The sequence below is a fragment of the Pseudohaliea sp. genome, assembly GCF_040217025.1.
In the GTDB taxonomy this organism is placed as follows: domain Bacteria; phylum Pseudomonadota; class Gammaproteobacteria; order Pseudomonadales; family Halieaceae; genus Pseudohaliea.
This window is the reverse complement of the sequence record NZ_JAVJOA010000007.1, coordinates 13,588-29,351: the sequence shown is the minus strand read 5'-3', so window position 1 is coordinate 29,351 and position 15,764 is coordinate 13,588. Positions and strand designations below refer to the sequence as shown.

At 67.5% G+C, this 15,764-nt stretch carries 15 protein-coding genes; 8 read left to right on the top strand and 7 right to left on the bottom strand.

Features of this window, described 5'->3' with window-relative positions; genetic code table 11:
• The first annotated feature begins 6 nt into the window (after nt 1-6).
• From mtnA to RKE50_RS03635, 5 genes are all read left to right on the top strand, one after another.
• Nucleotides 7-1,095 carry an S-methyl-5-thioribose-1-phosphate isomerase gene (gene mtnA, locus RKE50_RS03655; protein WP_350034680.1) on the top strand — a complete coding sequence of 363 codons (1,089 nt, stop codon included), beginning with the start codon at nt 7-9 and terminating at the stop codon, nt 1,093-1,095.
• 6 nt (nt 1,096-1,101) lie between these two features.
• On the top strand, nt 1,102-2,214 hold the full coding sequence (locus RKE50_RS03650; protein WP_350034495.1) for a hypothetical protein: 1,113 nt from the start codon (nt 1,102-1,104) through the stop codon (nt 2,212-2,214).
• The gene (locus RKE50_RS03645; protein WP_350034494.1) at nt 2,214-3,071 is read left to right on the top strand and encodes a glycosyltransferase family 2 protein; all 858 of its coding nucleotides are present in this window, start codon (nt 2,214-2,216) and stop codon (nt 3,069-3,071) included. The genes RKE50_RS03650 and RKE50_RS03645 overlap by 1 nt, the downstream gene beginning before the upstream one ends.
• 98 nt (nt 3,072-3,169) lie before the next feature.
• Nucleotides 3,170-4,483, top strand: a complete 1,314-nt coding sequence (locus RKE50_RS03640; RefSeq protein WP_350034493.1) for a flippase — start codon at nt 3,170-3,172, stop codon at nt 4,481-4,483.
• Entirely contained in the window at nt 4,480-5,736 is a 1,257-nt protein-coding gene (locus RKE50_RS03635; RefSeq protein ID WP_350034492.1) for a glycosyltransferase family 4 protein, read from the top strand. Before RKE50_RS03640 ends, RKE50_RS03635 begins: the two co-directional genes overlap by 4 nt.
• Before the next feature lie 36 nt (nt 5,737-5,772).
• Here RKE50_RS03635 and RKE50_RS03630 read toward each other — a convergent pair whose 3' ends face one another.
• The 5 genes from RKE50_RS03630 to RKE50_RS03610 form a co-directional block, all read right to left on the bottom strand.
• Nucleotides 5,773-6,858 carry a helix-turn-helix transcriptional regulator gene (locus RKE50_RS03630; RefSeq protein WP_350034491.1) on the bottom strand — a complete coding sequence of 362 codons (1,086 nt, stop codon included), beginning with the start codon at nt 6,856-6,858 and terminating at the stop codon, nt 5,773-5,775.
• 262 nt (nt 6,859-7,120) lie between these two features.
• Nucleotides 7,121-8,188 (bottom strand): helix-turn-helix domain-containing protein, encoded by a 1,068-nt coding sequence (locus tag RKE50_RS03625; protein WP_350034489.1) that lies wholly within the window; start codon nt 8,186-8,188, stop codon nt 7,121-7,123.
• A 193-nt stretch (nt 8,189-8,381) separates the two neighbouring features.
• Nucleotides 8,382-8,813, bottom strand: a complete 432-nt coding sequence (locus RKE50_RS03620) for an H-NS histone family protein (RefSeq protein ID WP_350034488.1) — start codon at nt 8,811-8,813, stop codon at nt 8,382-8,384.
• Between the two features lie 413 nt (nt 8,814-9,226).
• On the bottom strand, nt 9,227-11,167 hold the full coding sequence (gene dxs, locus RKE50_RS03615; protein ID WP_350034679.1) for a 1-deoxy-D-xylulose-5-phosphate synthase: 1,941 nt from the start codon (nt 11,165-11,167) through the stop codon (nt 9,227-9,229).
• A gap of 99 nt (nt 11,168-11,266) precedes the next feature.
• Nucleotides 11,267-11,977: a GDSL-type esterase/lipase family protein gene (locus tag RKE50_RS03610; RefSeq protein WP_350034486.1), complete on the bottom strand. Its 711-nt coding sequence runs from the start codon at nt 11,975-11,977 to the stop codon at nt 11,267-11,269.
• 147 nt (nt 11,978-12,124) lie between these two features.
• On the opposite strand from RKE50_RS03610, the gene RKE50_RS03605 reads away from it, so the two are divergent.
• Nucleotides 12,125-13,324, top strand: coding sequence for a GGDEF domain-containing protein (locus RKE50_RS03605; protein WP_350034484.1), 1,200 nt, complete (start codon nt 12,125-12,127; stop codon nt 13,322-13,324).
• A gap of 26 nt (nt 13,325-13,350) precedes the next feature.
• Here the strand turns inward: RKE50_RS03605 and RKE50_RS03600 are convergent, their stop codons facing one another.
• Both RKE50_RS03600 and yrfG read right to left on the bottom strand, forming a co-directional pair.
• Nucleotides 13,351-13,761 carry an RNA-binding S4 domain-containing protein gene (locus RKE50_RS03600; protein WP_350034483.1) on the bottom strand — a complete coding sequence of 137 codons (411 nt, stop codon included), beginning with the start codon at nt 13,759-13,761 and terminating at the stop codon, nt 13,351-13,353.
• A complete protein-coding gene (gene yrfG, locus RKE50_RS03595; RefSeq protein WP_350034482.1) occupies nt 13,758-14,420 on the bottom strand; it encodes a GMP/IMP nucleotidase in 663 nt (220 codons plus the stop codon). Before yrfG ends, RKE50_RS03600 begins: the two co-directional genes overlap by 4 nt.
• 116 nt (nt 14,421-14,536) lie before the next feature.
• Between yrfG and cysQ the strand changes: the two genes are divergently transcribed.
• On the top strand, nt 14,537-15,376 hold the full coding sequence (gene cysQ / locus RKE50_RS03590) for a 3'(2'),5'-bisphosphate nucleotidase CysQ (RefSeq protein WP_350034480.1): 840 nt from the start codon (nt 14,537-14,539) through the stop codon (nt 15,374-15,376).
• A 141-nt stretch (nt 15,377-15,517) separates the two neighbouring features.
• The gene (locus RKE50_RS03585) at nt 15,518-15,763 is read left to right on the top strand and encodes a YdcH family protein (protein WP_350034678.1); all 246 of its coding nucleotides are present in this window, start codon (nt 15,518-15,520) and stop codon (nt 15,761-15,763) included.
• The last annotated feature ends 1 nt before the right edge of the window (nt 15,764 follow it).

Genomic DNA, 15,764 nt, shown 5'->3' with positions numbered 1-15,764 from the left:
CCCGTGATGCAGGAAGCCACGGCCGTCGAGACCCTGCGTCTCGCCGGCGACACCCTGGAACTCCTGGACCAGCGCCGGCTGCCCGCGGCTGTCGAATGGGTGCGCTGCACCCGCGCAGCGGACACCGCGGAGGCGATCCGCCTCATGGTCGTGCGCGGCGCGCCGGCAATCGGTGTCACGGCTGCCTACGGCATCGCGCTGGAGGCGCGTTGGCTGGCGACGTCGGCCGAGGAGTTCGGCAGCGGCCTCGAGGCGGCGTTCGCCGTGCTCGCCGCCAGCCGGCCGACGGCGGTCAACCTGTTCTGGGCCCTTGATCGTATGCGCCGGGTCTGGACCGGGGCCTGCGCGGCGGCGCCGGCTGCGGTTGCGGAGCGACTCCTGGTCGCTGCGCAGGCGGTGCACGCAGAGGACGTGGCCGCCAACCGCGCCCTCGGCAAGCACGGCGCCGCGCTGCTGCCCGACGGTGCCCGGGTGCTCACCCATTGCAACGCCGGCGCGCTCGCCACGGCGGGTCACGGAACGGCCCTGGGTGTCGTGCGCAGTGCCGTTGCAGCCGGCAGGCGCATCTCGGTGATCGCCGGCGAGACCCGGCCGTTCCTCCAGGGCGCGAGGCTCACCGCCTGGGAACTGCAGGCCGAGGGCATCCCGGTGACACTCATCACCGACAGCATGAGCGGGCACCTGATGGCGCAGGGGGAGATCGACGCGGTCATCGTCGGCGCCGACCGGGTCGCTGCCAACGGCGACGTGGCCAACAAGATCGGCACTTACATGGTCGCGGTGCTCGCGCGCCACCACGGGATTCCTTTTTTCGTGGCAGCCCCGCTGGCCACCATCGACCCCGCCGTGGCTGATGGCAGTGCCATACCCATCGAGGAGCGGGCGCCGGAGGAGGTGACGGGATTCGGTGCCGAGCAGTGGGCGCCGGCGGGCATTGCGGTCCGGCACCCCGCCTTTGATATCACGCCGGCGAACCTTGTGACCGCCCTCGTCACCGAAGCGGGGATCGTGCAGCGACCGGACGCCGCCGCGCTCGACGCCCTGCTGCAAGCGGTACGCCGGCGGCGCCCGTCCGGCTCGCCCGCCAGGGTCTGACCGTTCGTGCTCAGCGACGCAGACCTCGCACCGGCTGCTGATCGGCTGCTGCAGCTGGCGAGCCAGGCGTTGGCCTGGCAGCGGCGGGACGGCAGCTTTCCTGCCGGGCACAATGGCCCCCATGCCGAGCCGGAAACCCCGGTACGGGTAACCGCCGGCTGGCTCTACACCTTCGCTTACCTTGCCAGCCGGGGCGAAGGCGCGTTCAGTGATGCGGCCCACGGCGCGGCCGATTACCTGCTGTCCAGCGCAGCCCGGCCCATGGGTGCAGCGTTCTACTGCCGCCACGACCCGCACAAGAACCTCGGCAACGGGCTTGTCGGCCAGGCTTTTGTACTTGAGCCTCTGCTTTATGCCTCCTCTGTCCTCGGCCGGCCGGATTGCCGGGAAGCGGCGGCGGCGGTGCACGGCGCCCACTGCTGGAACGAGGCCCGCACGGCCTGGCACGACCTCAACGTGGACGGCAGCCACGGTGCGCTCAACCCGACCTTCAACCAGCAGCTCTGGTTCGCAGCGCTGGGCTGCAGGCTCGATGAGCGGGGGCGTGCCCGGGCAGAGCGTTTCGTCGACGATGTCGCCCGCCGGGTGCAACTCTACCGGGATGGCGTGATCTACCACGACAGTTTCGCCTTCCGTCCCGTGCCCCGCCCGGGCGACGGCCCGCGGGCGAGGCTGCGGGCTGCCCGGGTGCACTGGCGCAAGTGGCGTCGCAGGCCGCGACAGCGGGGCCGGTCGGTCGGCTACCACGCTTTCAACCTCGTCGCGATGACGATGCTCCGCGGTGCGCTTCCGAAGCACGCATTCTGGGACTCGGCGCGCTATCGCAGGCTCATGACCGCTGCCCGCCGCCCCGCCTTCCGCCAGGCCTGTGAAACCACGGCCTACGCCTATCCCTACAACCCCGTTGGCTTCGAGCTTGCTTTCGTCGAGCGGAGCACGGGCATCGACCAGGCGGCAGCAGGCCACTTCGCCCACCAACTCGCTCTGCTTGCACTCGACCCCGAACCCGCCGTTGCCGGGGCCGACGACCAGGCCACCGGGCTCGCGCGCAGCTACGAGCTGGCGCGGGTGCTGGCGACGCCGGCCGGAAAGGCCTGGCCGGAGGGGACAGGAGACTGATGCCGCTGGTCTCCGTCATCGTGCCCACCTACCGCCACTGGCCGGCGCTCGCAGCCTGCCTTGAGGCACTTGCGGCGCAGACGCTGCCGGCGGACGCGGTGGAGATCCTGATCGTCAACAATGATCCCTCGGATGCCGCGCCGACGTCACTGCGCCTGCCCGGCAACGCGAGGCTGCTGTGCGAGGCGGCACCGGGTTCCTACGCGGCGCGCAATCGCGCCCTCGGCGAGGCCCGGGGTGAACTGCTCGCGTTTACGGACGCGGACTGCCTGCCGGCGGCAGACTGGTTGGCCGCGGCGACCGCTGCGATCAGCGCTGACGTGCCGCGCATTGCCGGCGCGGTCGAACTGCTCTTCTCTTCCGCTCGCCTGAATGCGGCAGAGTGCTTCGAAAAGGCGTTTTCCTTCCAGCAGGAACGCTACGTGCGCCGCGGTACCGCGGTCACTGCGAATCTCATCGTTCACCGATCGGTGTTCGAGCGCGTGGGCCCGTTCGATGCGCGGTTGTTGTCAGGCGGCGATTTTGCCTGGAACCTCGCTGCCACGAGGGCCGGCGTACCGCTGGTCTATGTTCCCCAGTGCCGGGTCCGTCACCCGGCCCGGGCCAGCCGGGCCGCACTCTTCGAGAAACACCGTCGCATCGCCGGCGCGCAGGGGTTTTCCCCCGGTGAGCGCCAGAGCCGCCTGCTGCTGGGGTTCCTGCCCTCGCTTTACGCAGCGAGGCAGCTCCGCGAGGATCGCTCCATGGATCGGCGGGAGAAGCTGCTCGCATTCCTGATGCATTACCAGCTCAAGGCCTATCGCACGGCGGTAGACTGCTCGGTACGCCTGGGGTGGTCGCGTCCTGCCCGGCGCTAGTGCCCTGGGCTACACTGTGCCGATGCTTCCGGGAGAGGATCTGGGCTTGAGGAAACGCCTGCTGGCGACAAGCGACGGCGACGGCACGACCGTAGCGCATGCGCCGCGCAGTTAGCTGGCTCTGGTCCCGGGCCGCCGGTGGGCCGCACCGTGAGCGGATCCTGCGTAACGCCGGCTGGCTCACCGCGCAGCGGGGAACCCGGCTGGTGCTCGGGCTTCTCGTCGGGGCCTGGATGGCCCGCCACCTCGGCCCGGCTGCTTTCGGAATCCTCAGTTTTGCCCAGGCCCTCGTGCTGATCCTCGGGGCTGTAGCCGGTCTTGGCCTTCGCGAGGTGTCCATACGCGCGCTGGTCCGCGACAGTGAACGCCAGGCAACTATCCTCGGCTCCACCGCGGCGCTGCAACTGGCGGGTGGCGCATTGGCCTACGCGCTGCTCGCTGCCGTGGTGCCGCTGCTGCGCCCCGATGACGCCCTGGCGCGGTCGGTGATCCTGGTCGCCGGTATTGCTCTCCTGTTCCAGGCCAGCGAGGTCTCGAGCTACCTGTTCGATGCGACGGTGCGTGCCCGCTACGCGGTGATGGCGCGAGTAGTCACCATGCTGCTGCTGGCCGCCGTCCGGGTGATGCTGATCCTGCTCGAGGCGCCGTTGCTGGCGTTCGCCTGGGCCGCCGCGGCGGAGGCGGCGGTGCTAGCGCTCTCACTGGCTGTCGCCATGCAGTGGCGCGGCCTGCCGTTGCTTCGCCTGCGCGCTGGCAGTGAGCAGATGCTGCAGCACCTGCGCGATGGCTGGCCCCTGCTTCTTACCGCTGTCGCCGTGGTTCTTTCATTGCGGCTCGATCAGCTGATGCTCGAAGCCCTTGCCGGAGACTTCGCGGTCGGGCAGTACAGCGCCGCAGTGCGCATCGCCGAGCCCTGCCTGTTCCTCGGTGGGGCGCTCCTGCGCAGCGCGCTGCCCCGGCTGCTGAGCCTCGAGGGACCCGCCTTCGAGGCGCGCTACGTCGAGATCCTGCGCTACCCTTTCTACGGCCTGCTGGCGCTCGCGGTACTTGTCGCGGCAGCGTCCGGGCCTCTTGTGGCGCTGTTGTTCGGCGCCGCCTACACGCCGGCGGGCGGTGCGCTCATGGTGCTGGCCTTCAGCATCCCGCTCAGCTTTCTCAACGTCGCCTCGTCCCGCTACCTGCTGAAGCACCATGAACAGGGCGAGATCCTGCGCCGGCAGCTGCTGGGCCTGGTTACCAATGTCGGCCTGAACCTCCTGTTGATACCACGCCACGGGATCCTGGGTGCAGCGGCAGCCACGCTGGCTGCCGACCTCGCCATGGTCCTGCTGCCGGACCTGCGGCCTCGCTACTGGCCGCTGCTGCGGCTGAAGGTGCGCGCGCTGACCGGTGTCGGCGGGCGTCGGTCGTGAAGCTGCTTACCGCCGTCTGTACCCTCGACAAGGGCGGCACGCAGCGTGCCGCGCAGAATTTTGCCGAGGCCTACCGGGCCCTGGGCCACGATTCGCGCATCGTGTACACGATCGAGGGCGGGACCAGGGCCTCGGAGCTCGTCGATCGCGGCGTGCCGGTCTACGACCTGGGTAACGCCGGTGACCGTGCCAGGCTCGCCGCCTGGGACCCGGAGCTCCTGCACCTGCACTCGCACCGCGTCAGCGAGGAGGCCTTCCGGGCGCTGCGCAGCCTGGCTCCGCGGGCCCCGGTAGTCGAGACGAACGTGTTCTCGATACCCAGCCCCTGGGCGGGGGAACTGCGGGCGAGCTTTCAGCTCGCCGGCTGGTGCCAGTTTCTCTACCAGCAGCGGTGCCGGGGAGCCCACCCGTCGGTCGTCGTGCCCTACCCGGTGCGCTGCGACGGCTTTCACCCTGTGCCGGAACAGGAGCGCCTTGCCTTCCGCGAGCGTTGGGGCCTGGGCCGGGAACACCGCGTCCTTGGCCGCGTTGGCCAGGCCTTCAACAGCAAGTGGTCGCCCTGGCTGCTGGAGGTATTCGAGGAGCTGCGACGCGGCGATCCGCTGCTTCGCCTGATCATGATCAACCCGCCACCGGAGATGCTCGCCCGCCGCGAAGTGTCCCCCTACCGGGGTGATGTCGTCGTTATCGACGAACTGCGCGGTGACGCGGCCCTGTCTGCCTGTTACTCCGCCATGGACGTCTTCCTGCACATCTCGCGCTGGGGCGAGAGCTTCGGCATGGTGCTGGCGGAGTCGCTGCTCTGCGAGACGCCGGTGGTTACCCTGGCGACGCCCTGGGCGGACAATGCCCAGGGGGAGGTCGTGGGTGATGGCGTGGGTGGTCACGTTGCACGGCGTGTCTCCCAGCTGACGCCGCTGGTGCGGCAGCTGCTGGACAATCCGAAGCAGCGGGCTGCCATGGGGCAGCGGGGCCGGGAGCGGGTCCTGCAACGCTTCGACCACCTGGCAGTGGCCAGGGCTGCCCTCGCCCGGGCGATGGTCGGCACGCCCGGGAGGTCCGCAGTGCCCGCCGGACCAGCCGAACTCCCGGCGGCAAGCGGGTTCCCGTGGTATTGCTACCGACTACTGGCGCGGGTGCCGCAGGGGCTGCGCCTCCTGCAATACACGAGTGGCTTCAGGCCCTGGCGTCTCCTCCTTTCGGCTGCATGGCGGCGACTGCTGGGCCGCCTGCCGGCCGGGACGCAGCCGTAACGGGCACCGGGGGCCTTCATCCCCGTGCACGTCAGATCAACGCACCGAGACTGCAGGTGCCGGGAGGTCCTGGTTCGGCCCCTCGGGGCAGAATCCGCTGCCCTCGGAGATGGCCCGGTTGATCGCGTCGGCGTGCTGGAACTGAAGGCTGGTGCTCCCGCCGGGGGCGGCCTCCGCTGCCAGGCGGGCGGCGACCACGGTGCCCGCGGACAGACCATAGTGCGTCGCGAAGAGCCGCTCGAGGCGCGACGCCCCGCCGATGTGCCAGCGCCTGGCCAGTGCCTCGAGCGATGCCTCCGCGGGCCAGGGGCCGCTCGTGAGCTCGCGCAGGCAGCGCTGCAGCCGCTGCTGCAGGATGAAGGCCGCCACACCGCCGTCCCTCTCGAACAGGCGGTAGACCGTGGCGCGGGAGCAACCGAAGTGCTCGCAGAGCGTGGCGACGCCGAGCTCCGGGTCCCGGAGGCGCTCGTTGAGCAGCGACTTCATGGCGGCCAGGCGTGAGGTATTGGCGTACTGGGCGCGCAGGAGCAGCGGATGGTTGCCAAGCAGCCCGTCTAGGAAGCCCACCAAGCCGAGGGCGATGCCGTGGGCGCTGGCGGCGTCGAGGTTGGGCAGCTGGTGCCAGAGCAGTTCCACCATGGCTGCCAGCTGCGTGCCCTCGGCGGAGCTGCGCTCCCAGCTGAGAGCGGGAATCTTGCGGTTTAGCAGTTTGCTGGCCGGGAGCCGGCTGCGCGGTATGCCGATGGTGATCAGGTCGCAATCGCTACTGTTGCAGGCCCAGGGCAGGGACCAGTCCGTGAGCAGGAGCGTGTCGGTGGTAGCGGTTACGTGGTGGCGGTCTTCGATGCAAAGCGCCTGTCGGCCATGCTGAAGCATGCGTAGCAGAAGCCAATCGTTGCCGCCGCTGTCAGCCAGTGCCTTGCTGCGCTCATGGCGCGCAGCGGACATGCTCCAGCGGCTTAGCAGCAGGCCGTCGACGCGCCAGCTCTCAATGTCGCGCTGCAGGGACCAGGGTGTGGTGAGCGGCGAGACCTCGCAGTGACCATCGAGGGCGAGCCGGACAGCGGCCAGGTGCTGCGCTTGCGGCAGCTTGCCTGCCCGGACGCAGAGACGCTGTAGCACACGTTCGTTGCCTGATGCAGGCAAGGTCACCGGTACCTACCCCCGAGTGCTGCCCGCGCGTCCGCCGCGTCTTCTCCGAGCTTTCCCGCCATGGTCGCCAGCCCTGTTAACTGCTTTTCTTTGTTTACGAGAGCGCGACCTGAACAGGTCAGCGGCCGGGGACCCAGGGTGATTGTGAGGTGACGAAGTCGGGATAAAGCAGCAACTTAGCTGAGACATTTGCTCGCAATCCGTGCATGCGCTTCCGGTGATGCCGACGGCTTCAACGCCTCCTGCGGCTGGCGATCCATCCATTGAGCACCTCTGCGTACTGCCAGTAGTCCTGCTCGCTGCGCAATGCCGGCTGCTTCGGGCCCGGCGGCGCCTGTGCGCGCAGGGCCTCCTGCGGCGAGAGGCCGAACTGGGCCCGGAACAGGCGGCTGAACCGGTGCGGGTTGGTGAAACCCCAGGCCGAAGCCACCTGCTCCAGCACGCCCTTGGGCGGGCTCTTTATGCGGGTTAGTTCGCGCATGCAGGCGTGAAGCCGCTGGCGCTGGATGTAGGAGGCGACGCCCCCCTCGGACTCGAACAAGCGGTACACCGTTGCCCGGGAACAGTGGAATCGCTCGCAGAGCGTCTGTACGCCCAGGCTGGGATCGCGAAGGTGCTCGTTGACGAACTGCTTCATGGCGTCAGCGCGCGAGGTTTCGGCATAGCGATTGCGCAGCAGCTCGCCCTCGGCGAGCAGCAGGCCGCCGAGGAGGCCGGTGAAACCGGCAGCCAGGGCTGCGGCCGCGTCGCGGTCGAGCTGGGGCAACTGCGACAGGAGGTGCTCGAGCGCATTGCCCAGGATCTCCGCCTGCGCACTGCCCTGCGCCCAGGTGACCGCCGGCGTTCGAGAGCCCATGAGTTCTGCCGCCGGCACCTGGCTCCGCGGGAAGGCAACCGTGACCAGCTCGTAGTCGGTGGCGACAGCGACGTGCGGAACGCTCCAGTCCAGCGCGCAGAGAGATCCGGGCTCCAGGCGGACGTGGGTGCGATCGTCGAAGGCCGCGGACAAGCTGCCGCTGCGCAGGTACCAGAGCACGATCCAGGCATCGCCGCTGCGCTCGACGTGTCGGCTCGTGCGCTCGTAGCGGGTCGCACTCATGGCCTGGCGGGTAAGCAGGAGATCGCAAAGGGCGCAGGACTTGATGTCGTCCCGGAACAGCCAAGCTTCCGAGAGAGGTATGACCTCGCATTCGCCGGCGCAGACACGACGCCAGAGCGCCAGGTGGTGCTTTCGCGGGATTCGGTCGGCAGGAAACTCGCCGCAGATTACGCCATTGGCTGGCAAGCCATCCTTTGCCACGGGCCTCCCGGGCGGCTCTTCCGCTCCTGCTGCCGATAGGACGAAGTCTATCGACGCCCGCGGACAAGTACAGGTAGCTGAGCCCGGTTCCCTCAGGCCCCGGTGAGTTTTGTCTCAGGGTGCCGTCGAGCGCTGCCCTAGGGCGGGGAGGGACTGCGCGACGGCCGGGTCGGTGCCGCCGCGGCGGGGCGTATCAGCGCTTGCCGGCGGATTCGATGAGGCAGCTTTCCTTGCTGTTGCCGGCATCAAAGTGGGCCTGGAAAACCTTCGGCGCGCGGCCGCGGCCCGACCAGAGGTGCTCCTTGCCATCGACGACCAGCCGGTACTTGGGCTTGACCTTGGCACGCTTGCCGGCCTTGCCGCGGGCCTTCGTGGCCGCCTTGCGCTTGCCGGCCTTCCGTTTCTTCAGGTCTTCCGGGTCGAGACCCGTTTCCGCCAGCAGCTTGTTGATCTTGCGGATATTCGCCTCCCGGGCGGCTTCCTCTTTCTTCGCCGCTTTTGCTTTTTCGGCAGCGAGGACCTCGTTCAGGGCCTTGATGAGTTTTTCTAACTCATCGATGGCGAGCTTGCGTGCGTCGGCCTTTAGCGTGGTCTTGGAAGAGAGCAGGTCACGGAAGGTGGACATCGGTATATTCCTTTGCTTTGGTATAAGGCAAAGATTATACACTTTGAACTCCAAATTAGTATTCATCGAATCCTGCGCGCAGAAACTGTGGCTCCCGGCCAAAATAAGATCTGCAGCTGCCCGGAAAACTGATCAGTTCAGGGAAGGTCCAGAGTCTTTATACTATTTCTCTGCGCGCAAAGCCGTGCCTTTCCTCCGCGCTTATATTGCATCTTTTTTTGGAGCAGCCTCGCAATGCATTGAAACTCGTCTGCATTATTCAAGCAGGCCATCAAGGCCATTAACGGTCGATTAAAACTACCGGCGCTCTGCGTGGCGCGGGCCAATGCGGGGTCAGGGCCGGGGTTAGGGCAAAGGCGGGCAACTGTATAACGCGATGCCGGCACGTGGGTCCCCGGGTCCGCCTGGTCAGTTCAGGCCTGGACCCGGATGGAGGCGACAGATTCCGGTTCTTCCTGGCCGGTGGCTGGCGTTACCAGCCGTACCAGGTGTTCCGCCGTCAGGCCCTGCCGTTCGCGCTGCTGTCCCTGGGAGCCGTGCTCCACGAACTGATCACGGATGCCGGAGCGATGCACTGCAGCGACGATGCCTTCGCTGTCGAGGAACTCACTCACCGCGGACCCGGCTCCGCCGGCAATCGCGTTCTCCTCGACCGTCAGGAACACCTTGTGACCGGTGCTCAGTTCACGGAGCAGTGCCTCGTCAAGCGGCTTCACCCAGCGCATGTCGACAACGGTGGCGCCCAGCTGCTCGCCGGCCTCGAGGGCCTCTGGTAGCAGCGTGCCGAAATTCAGGATGGCGATGTCGGCGCCCGCGCGCACGACGACACCCTTACCGATGGGCAGGGCCGTCATGTCGTCTTCGATAAGCGCTCCCGGCCCGGTACCGCGCGGATAGCGCACGGCTGCGGGCCCGGGATACTGGTAGGCCGTGTACAGCATCTGCCGGCACTCATTCTCGTCCGATGGCGCGCCGACCACCAGGTTCGGGATACAGCGCATGTAGGAGAGGTCGAAGGCGCCCTGGTGCGTAGGGCCGTCCTGGCCGACGAGGCCTGCGCGGTCGATGGCATAGGTCACGTCGAGGTTCTGGATGGCGACGTCGTGAATGAACTGGTCGTAGGCCCGCTGCAGGAAAGTGGAGTAGATGGCGACCACCGGCTTCATGCCGTCGCAGGCCATGCCGGCGGCCAGCGTCACAGCGTGCTGCTCTGCGATGGCCACGTCGTAGAAGCGGTCCGGGAAGCGCCTGGCGAATTCCACCATGCCCGAGCCCTCGCACATGGCCGGGGTGATGCCGACCAGCTTGTCGTCCTTCTCGGCCATATCGCACAGCCAGCGCCCGAATACGTCCTGGTATTTGGGCAGCTTGGGTTTCGGCTTGGCCGGTACCGGCGTGGGCGCTGGCTTGTCTTCGGCCTTGGGCGCCTCGATCTTGTTGATCGCGTGAAAGCCCACCGGGTCCTGCTCCGCGGGCTCGTAGCCGCGACCCTTGCGGGTACAGATGTGCAGGAACTGCGGGCCCTTCAGATCACGCATGTTCTCGAGTGTCTGCACGAGCTGGGGCAGGTCGTGGCCGTCGATGGGGCCGATGTAGTGCCAGCCGAGCTCCTCAAACAGGGTGCCCGGAGCGACCATGCCCTTCATGTGCTCTTCCGTGCGCTTTGCAAGGTCCCAGGCCGGCCGCATCTTCTTGAGGACCTTTTTGCTGCCCTCGCGCATGGTGATGTAGGTCTTGCTGGCCCAGATCTTGGCGAAGTAGGTCGCCAGGCCCCCGGTGTTGTAGCCGATCGACATCTGGTTGTCGTTGAGGACGACCAGCATGTTGGGGCGCACGTCGCCGGCGTGGGCCAGGGCCTCGAAAGCCATGCCGCCCGTAATGGCGCCGTCACCGATAACGGCGACCACGCGGCGGTCGATACCCTGCTTTTCTGCGGCCAGGGCCATGCCCATGGCGGCGGAGATACTGGTGGACGAATGGCCGACGCCGAAGGTGTCGTACTTGCTCTCGCTGCGCTTGGGGAAGCCCGAGAGACCATCAGCCTGGCGCATGGTATGCATCCGCTGCATGCGCCCTGTGAGAATCTTGTGGGGATAGGCCTGGTGGCCGACGTCCCAGACGATGCGATCCTCCGGCGTGTTGAAGATGTGATGGAGCGCGATCGTCAGCTCGACCACCCCGAGGCCGGCACCGAAGTGCCCGCCGGACTGGCCCACGCTGTAGAGAAGGTAGGCACGCAGGTCGTGCGCGAGCTGGTTCAGCTCCTCCTCACTCAGGTCGCGGATGGAGCGCCCGGCGTCCACGGCATCGAGAAGCGGCGTGGCGGGGCGGACTGTCGGGATTTCTGCAAACATGGGTGAATAGTAGCGCATAATTCCAGCCCCTGTGACCCGTTATGCGTTCTGCCATTGATACGGATCAGTGATCCGCGACAGCGAGCTGGTCCGGGACCCCTAGGCGTTCCTGAGCGCCTCCCGCAGAACCATGGCCAACCGCAGGTAGCCGGCCTCGTTCAGGTTGATCCCGTCGCCGCGGTAGAGCGCGGGATTCGGACGCCCGTCCGGCCCTGCCAGGAGGTCGTTGGCATCGATGAGGACGACACCGCGCTCGCTGGCGGTCCAGGCGGCCAGGGCCTCACTCATGGCCTCGATGCGTTCATCGTCAGCCGGGTGCAGCGGCATTTTCAGCGGGGCGATCACGTACACCATGGCCGTTGCCAGGTGGCGTGCATTCAGTTCGACGAGGTCGCGGACGGCGGCAACGAGGTCGTCGGGCCGCTTGTCGTCCCGCAGGTGCAGGTCCGCGTAGCTCGGCAGCAGCACCAGAATATCGGGACGGTAGTAGCCGATCAGCCGGTCGTAGTAGTGGGTGATGTCCTCGATGGTCGCGTCGCCGAGGCCTCGCAGCAACGTAGGATGCGGTGCGAGCATGTCCGGCAGGTCGTCCCAGAGCGCAACGCGCCGTCCGCCGACGACGAGCACCGGGTTCTCCGGGAGGGTGAGCGTCTCGTCGGCGCGGACGATGGCCTGCATTTCCTCTGCCCAGGCCTTCGGCGACGGGTCCAGGTAGGCGCGAAACTCGCCGGACACCAGCCACGCGAGATGAAGCAGCGGCAGGCAAAGCAGGATGCCGAAGAACATGCGTATGTTCTGCCACTCGAACATCGGCTGTCGCCCGGCCCCCTTCGTCCCCCCAGTCCGCTCCGGAGTGTCGCCCAATCACCGGGTCCGGGCAACGGCCGCCCTGTGACCCGCGTCGCAGCCCTGTAAAACCGCGCTGGCGCATCGACGGGGTGGGGGTAGACTGTACGGATGATCTACCAGCCTCACATCGGAGACGACGAGCTCTTCGCCGCACAGCTGGAGATGCTCATGCAGAATGGCCGCGTGGCCAGCATGAGCTCGAACTTCATCGCGGCGCTGGCCGTCGTGGCGCTGCTATGGCCCTACTTCGAGCTCACGCAGCTGCTGCTGTGGGCGTCGATGGTATTGATCCTGCTGCTTCTGCGTTCCCTCCACATGAGCAATGCGCTGGCCGAACGGGCCTACCAGCGGGACCCGAGGCGCCTTTTCTGGCGCCTGATCTTCGGTGCGCTGGTGACCGGCGCGATCTGGTCGGTCACCTACATCGGCGTTGCGCCGCGGGTGCCGCTCACCATCCAGTACGTCCTCCTGCTGATCATCGTGCTGATCACCACCATCTCGCTCGCCGTGATGGTCGTGGTCCGGGAGTATTTCCTGGTTTTTCTCTTCACTTCGCTATTCCCCATCGGCTGGTGGAGCCTGGTGCATGTCTGGGAGCAGCCCCACAACCTGCTCGTCGGGCTGGTACTGCTATCCGTCTGCACGCTGTTGCTCGTAGTGAGCAACTGGATTCACGGGTCCTTCCGCTCGATGATCTCCCTGAGCTGGGAACGGGAGGCCATGGCCCGGGAACTGGGCGAACTCACCGGCTCCCTGCGCGACCGCAACCGCCAGCTGAAGGAGGCCCGGCGCCAGCTGACGGATCTCGCCAACATCGACGAGCTCACCGGGCTCGGCAATCGTCGCCTGGTGAACCACGTGCTGCGCCAGGAGATCAACCGGGCCCGACGGAACGGCGGCGAGCTCTCGCTGATCCTCATCGACGTGGACTACTTCAAGCTTTACAACGACACCTACGGCCACCCTGCAGGTGACGACGTACTGCGGCGCCTGGGCGATATTCTCGCCAAGGCCACGAGCCGGGCAGGGGAGGTGGCGGGCCGTTACGGTGGCGAGGAGTTCATCCTCATCCTGCCGGGGGCCGGCGCCGCGATCGCCCGGCGCACGGCCGAGCGCCTGGCGGAGCTGGTACACGAGGAGAACATCCCGCATCGCAGCTCCGGCAATAGCGACCGGGTGACCGTCAGCCAGGGGATTCTCACCGTGGCGCCGGACGGCGATATCGACCCGATCAATCTCATCGATGCGGCGGATGCGGCGCTCTACCAGGCCAAGGCCGAGGGGCGGAACCGGATCGTGGCGGTGTAGACGGCCCGCCTGCCCCGGGGAATGGCTCAGCTCCCGGAGACATCCTTGAACCGGTGGATCAGCCGCCGCTCGCGCTTGCTCGGGCGGCGGTTGGGGTTCGGCGTGATGCCGCCGGCAGCGCGGCGGGCTTCGGCCTCGGCCTCGCGGCGGGCGATGCTCTCGGCGCTTTCCGCGTACAGCAACCGTGCCTCCGGCGCGCCGCGGCGCTGATCCGAAACGGCGAGCACGGTAACCTCGCGGTCGTCCCAGCCCTGGCGGATGCGCAGTACATCACCGGGGCCGATTTCCCTGGAAACCTTCACCCGCTGGCCGTTCATCTGCACCTTGCCGCCCTCGATAGCCGCCTTGGCGAGACTGCGGGTCTTGAAGAAGCGCGCGGCCCATAGCCACTTGTCCACGCGCAGCCGGGTGAGGCCCGAAGCGCTGTCGCCGCTCATGCCGCGACTCCGGGCATGATCTCATCGAAGTGGTGGATACCGGGGAAGCGCGTAGCCAGCCGTTTCTGTCGCTGGCTGTCGGGCTGCAGGAGTGTCAGGAGGTGGGCGATACCGTACACCCGGGCGGCCTCGAGCACGCTTTCCGTATCATCGATGAACAGGGTGCGGGCCGGGTCGAAGGGATGCTGTGCCTGCAGCCGCTCCCAGAAGCGCTGTTCTTCCTTCGCGGCTTCGAACTGGTGCGATACCACCACGTCGTCGAACCAGGGACGGATGTCGATCTCCGCCATCTTGATATCCAGGGTGACGGGATGCGCGTTGGTCACGAGTACCACCTGCTTCGGGCTCACGTGCAGCCGGCGCAGGAACTCCAGCGCGTGCGGGCGAATGCGGATCATGTGGCGGATCTCCCGCTTGAGTGCAGGAATGTCCAGGTCCAGGAGCTTCGACCAGTGGTCCAGGCAATACCAGGCCAGCGTGCCGTGCAATGCGTCGAAATGGCCGCGCATCTGTTCCAGGGCCTCTTCCGGCGAGATGCCCTTGAGATCGGCATAGCGCTGCGGCAGGTATTCGAGCCAGAAGTGGTTGTCGTAATGCAGATCGAGGAGCGTGCCATCCATATCCAGGAGGACGGTGTCGATGCTGTCCCAGTCAATCACGGTTGCTTGCGGCCCTTCGCTGCGTTGGAGCTAGGGCTCCATTATGCGGGTTTCGGCCCGGCGCTGCAGGGTCCGTCGCCGGGCCGGTGGTATGCTGACGGGGTGAAGGTAAGCCCATGACAGCCGGCCTGCATCCCACGGCCACCGATGCCCTGCTCGACCTCTGTGTCGCCGCGGGCGATGCCATCTGCAGTGAGTATAGTTCCAGCCGGGCGGACGAATTCCGAGCCAAGGCCGACGATTCACCGCTTACGCGGGCGGATATCGCGTCCCACCGCATTCTCATCGAAGGGCTCGAACGGCTCTCCCCTGCGGTGCCTGTTCTCTCGGAGGAGTCGAAGCCCGCGGCGATCGCCGATCGGCGCAGCTGGGAGCGGCTCTGGGTCGTGGACCCGCTCGACGGCACCAAGGAGTTCCTCGGTCGAACCGGCGAGTTCACGATCAATATCGCCCTCGTGGACCGACAGCGGCCGGTGCTCGGCATTCTCTACCTGCCCCTGGAGCGCGCCGCCTGGGTCGGCGTGCCGGGAGAGGGCGCCTGGCGCTGTCTGCCCGACGGGGACGGCTGGGCCCGCTACCCGGTCAGCGCCACGCCGCCGGCGCACGAAGGGGTGGTGGTGCTGGCGAGCCGGCGCCACCGCAATGCCCGCCTCGAGCGTGCCATCGCCTATCTCGAGGCCGAGGCGGGGCCCGTGCAGCGCCGGAACAGCGGCAGTGCGCTCAAGTTCGTGCAGCTCGCTGCGGGGCAGGGCGATGTCTACCCCCGCTTCTCGCCTTGCAGCGAGTGGGACGTTGCGGCTGGACAGGCGTTGCTCGAGGCTGCCGGCGGAGCCGTGCTGGGGCTGGATGGGGAGCCGCTCCGCTACAACGCTCGGGACACGCTCCTGAGCCCCCACTTCCTCGCGGTGGCTGACCCGTCGCTGCCGCTCTGGCGGGAGCTGCTGGCGCAGCTGTGAGCGCGGGCGCCGATCAGCCTGCCCGGGTTGTCGGGTCGGGGTGCCCCCGCCGCGACATGCCTCCCCCTATTTCTGTCCCCCGGGCGGGGAGGTATAGTGGACGTCCCCAAGTGGCCGGATACAGCAACATGGTGCAGCATGATGAAATGGCCGCCCGGTAAGGGCGGACCGAATGGCGAGGCGGCGGCGAACGAGACGCTCACGCCGGCCATGCGCCTCATGCAGCTCCAGGCCCGGCACCGGGCGCTGGATAACAAGATTACGGAAATGCAGGGCTTCCCCTACCAGAACCAGATACTGCTGCAGCGCCTGAAGAAGGAAAAGCTGCGCCTCAAGGATGCCATCGCCCGCCTCAAGGACGAGATGATCCCCGACCTGGACGCGTGAA

Excerpts from the sequence above, each read along its gene's own strand:
- RKE50_RS03620 (WP_350034488.1), bottom strand. The coding sequence starts at position 8,813 with ATGTCCACCTTCCGTGACCTGCTCTCTTCCAAGACCACGCTAAAGGCC.
- RKE50_RS03605 (WP_350034484.1), top strand. The coding sequence starts at position 12,125 with ATGATCTACCAGCCTCACATCGGAGACGACGAGCTCTTCGCCGCACAG.
- dxs (WP_350034679.1), bottom strand. The coding sequence starts at position 11,167 with ATGTTTGCAGAAATCCCGACAGTCCGCCCCGCCACGCCGCTTCTCGAT.
- RKE50_RS03645 (WP_350034494.1), top strand. The coding sequence starts at position 2,214 with ATGCCGCTGGTCTCCGTCATCGTGCCCACCTACCGCCACTGGCCGGCG.
- RKE50_RS03600 (WP_350034483.1), bottom strand. The coding sequence starts at position 13,761 with ATGAGCGGCGACAGCGCTTCGGGCCTCACCCGGCTGCGCGTGGACAAG.
- cysQ (WP_350034480.1), top strand. The coding sequence starts at position 14,537 with ATGACAGCCGGCCTGCATCCCACGGCCACCGATGCCCTGCTCGACCTC.
- mtnA (WP_350034680.1), top strand. The coding sequence starts at position 7 with ATGCAGGAAGCCACGGCCGTCGAGACCCTGCGTCTCGCCGGCGACACC.
- RKE50_RS03640 (WP_350034493.1), top strand. The coding sequence starts at position 3,170 with ATGCGCCGCGCAGTTAGCTGGCTCTGGTCCCGGGCCGCCGGTGGGCCG.
- RKE50_RS03610 (WP_350034486.1), bottom strand. The coding sequence starts at position 11,977 with ATGTTCGAGTGGCAGAACATACGCATGTTCTTCGGCATCCTGCTTTGC.
- RKE50_RS03585 (WP_350034678.1), top strand. The coding sequence starts at position 15,518 with ATGAAATGGCCGCCCGGTAAGGGCGGACCGAATGGCGAGGCGGCGGCG.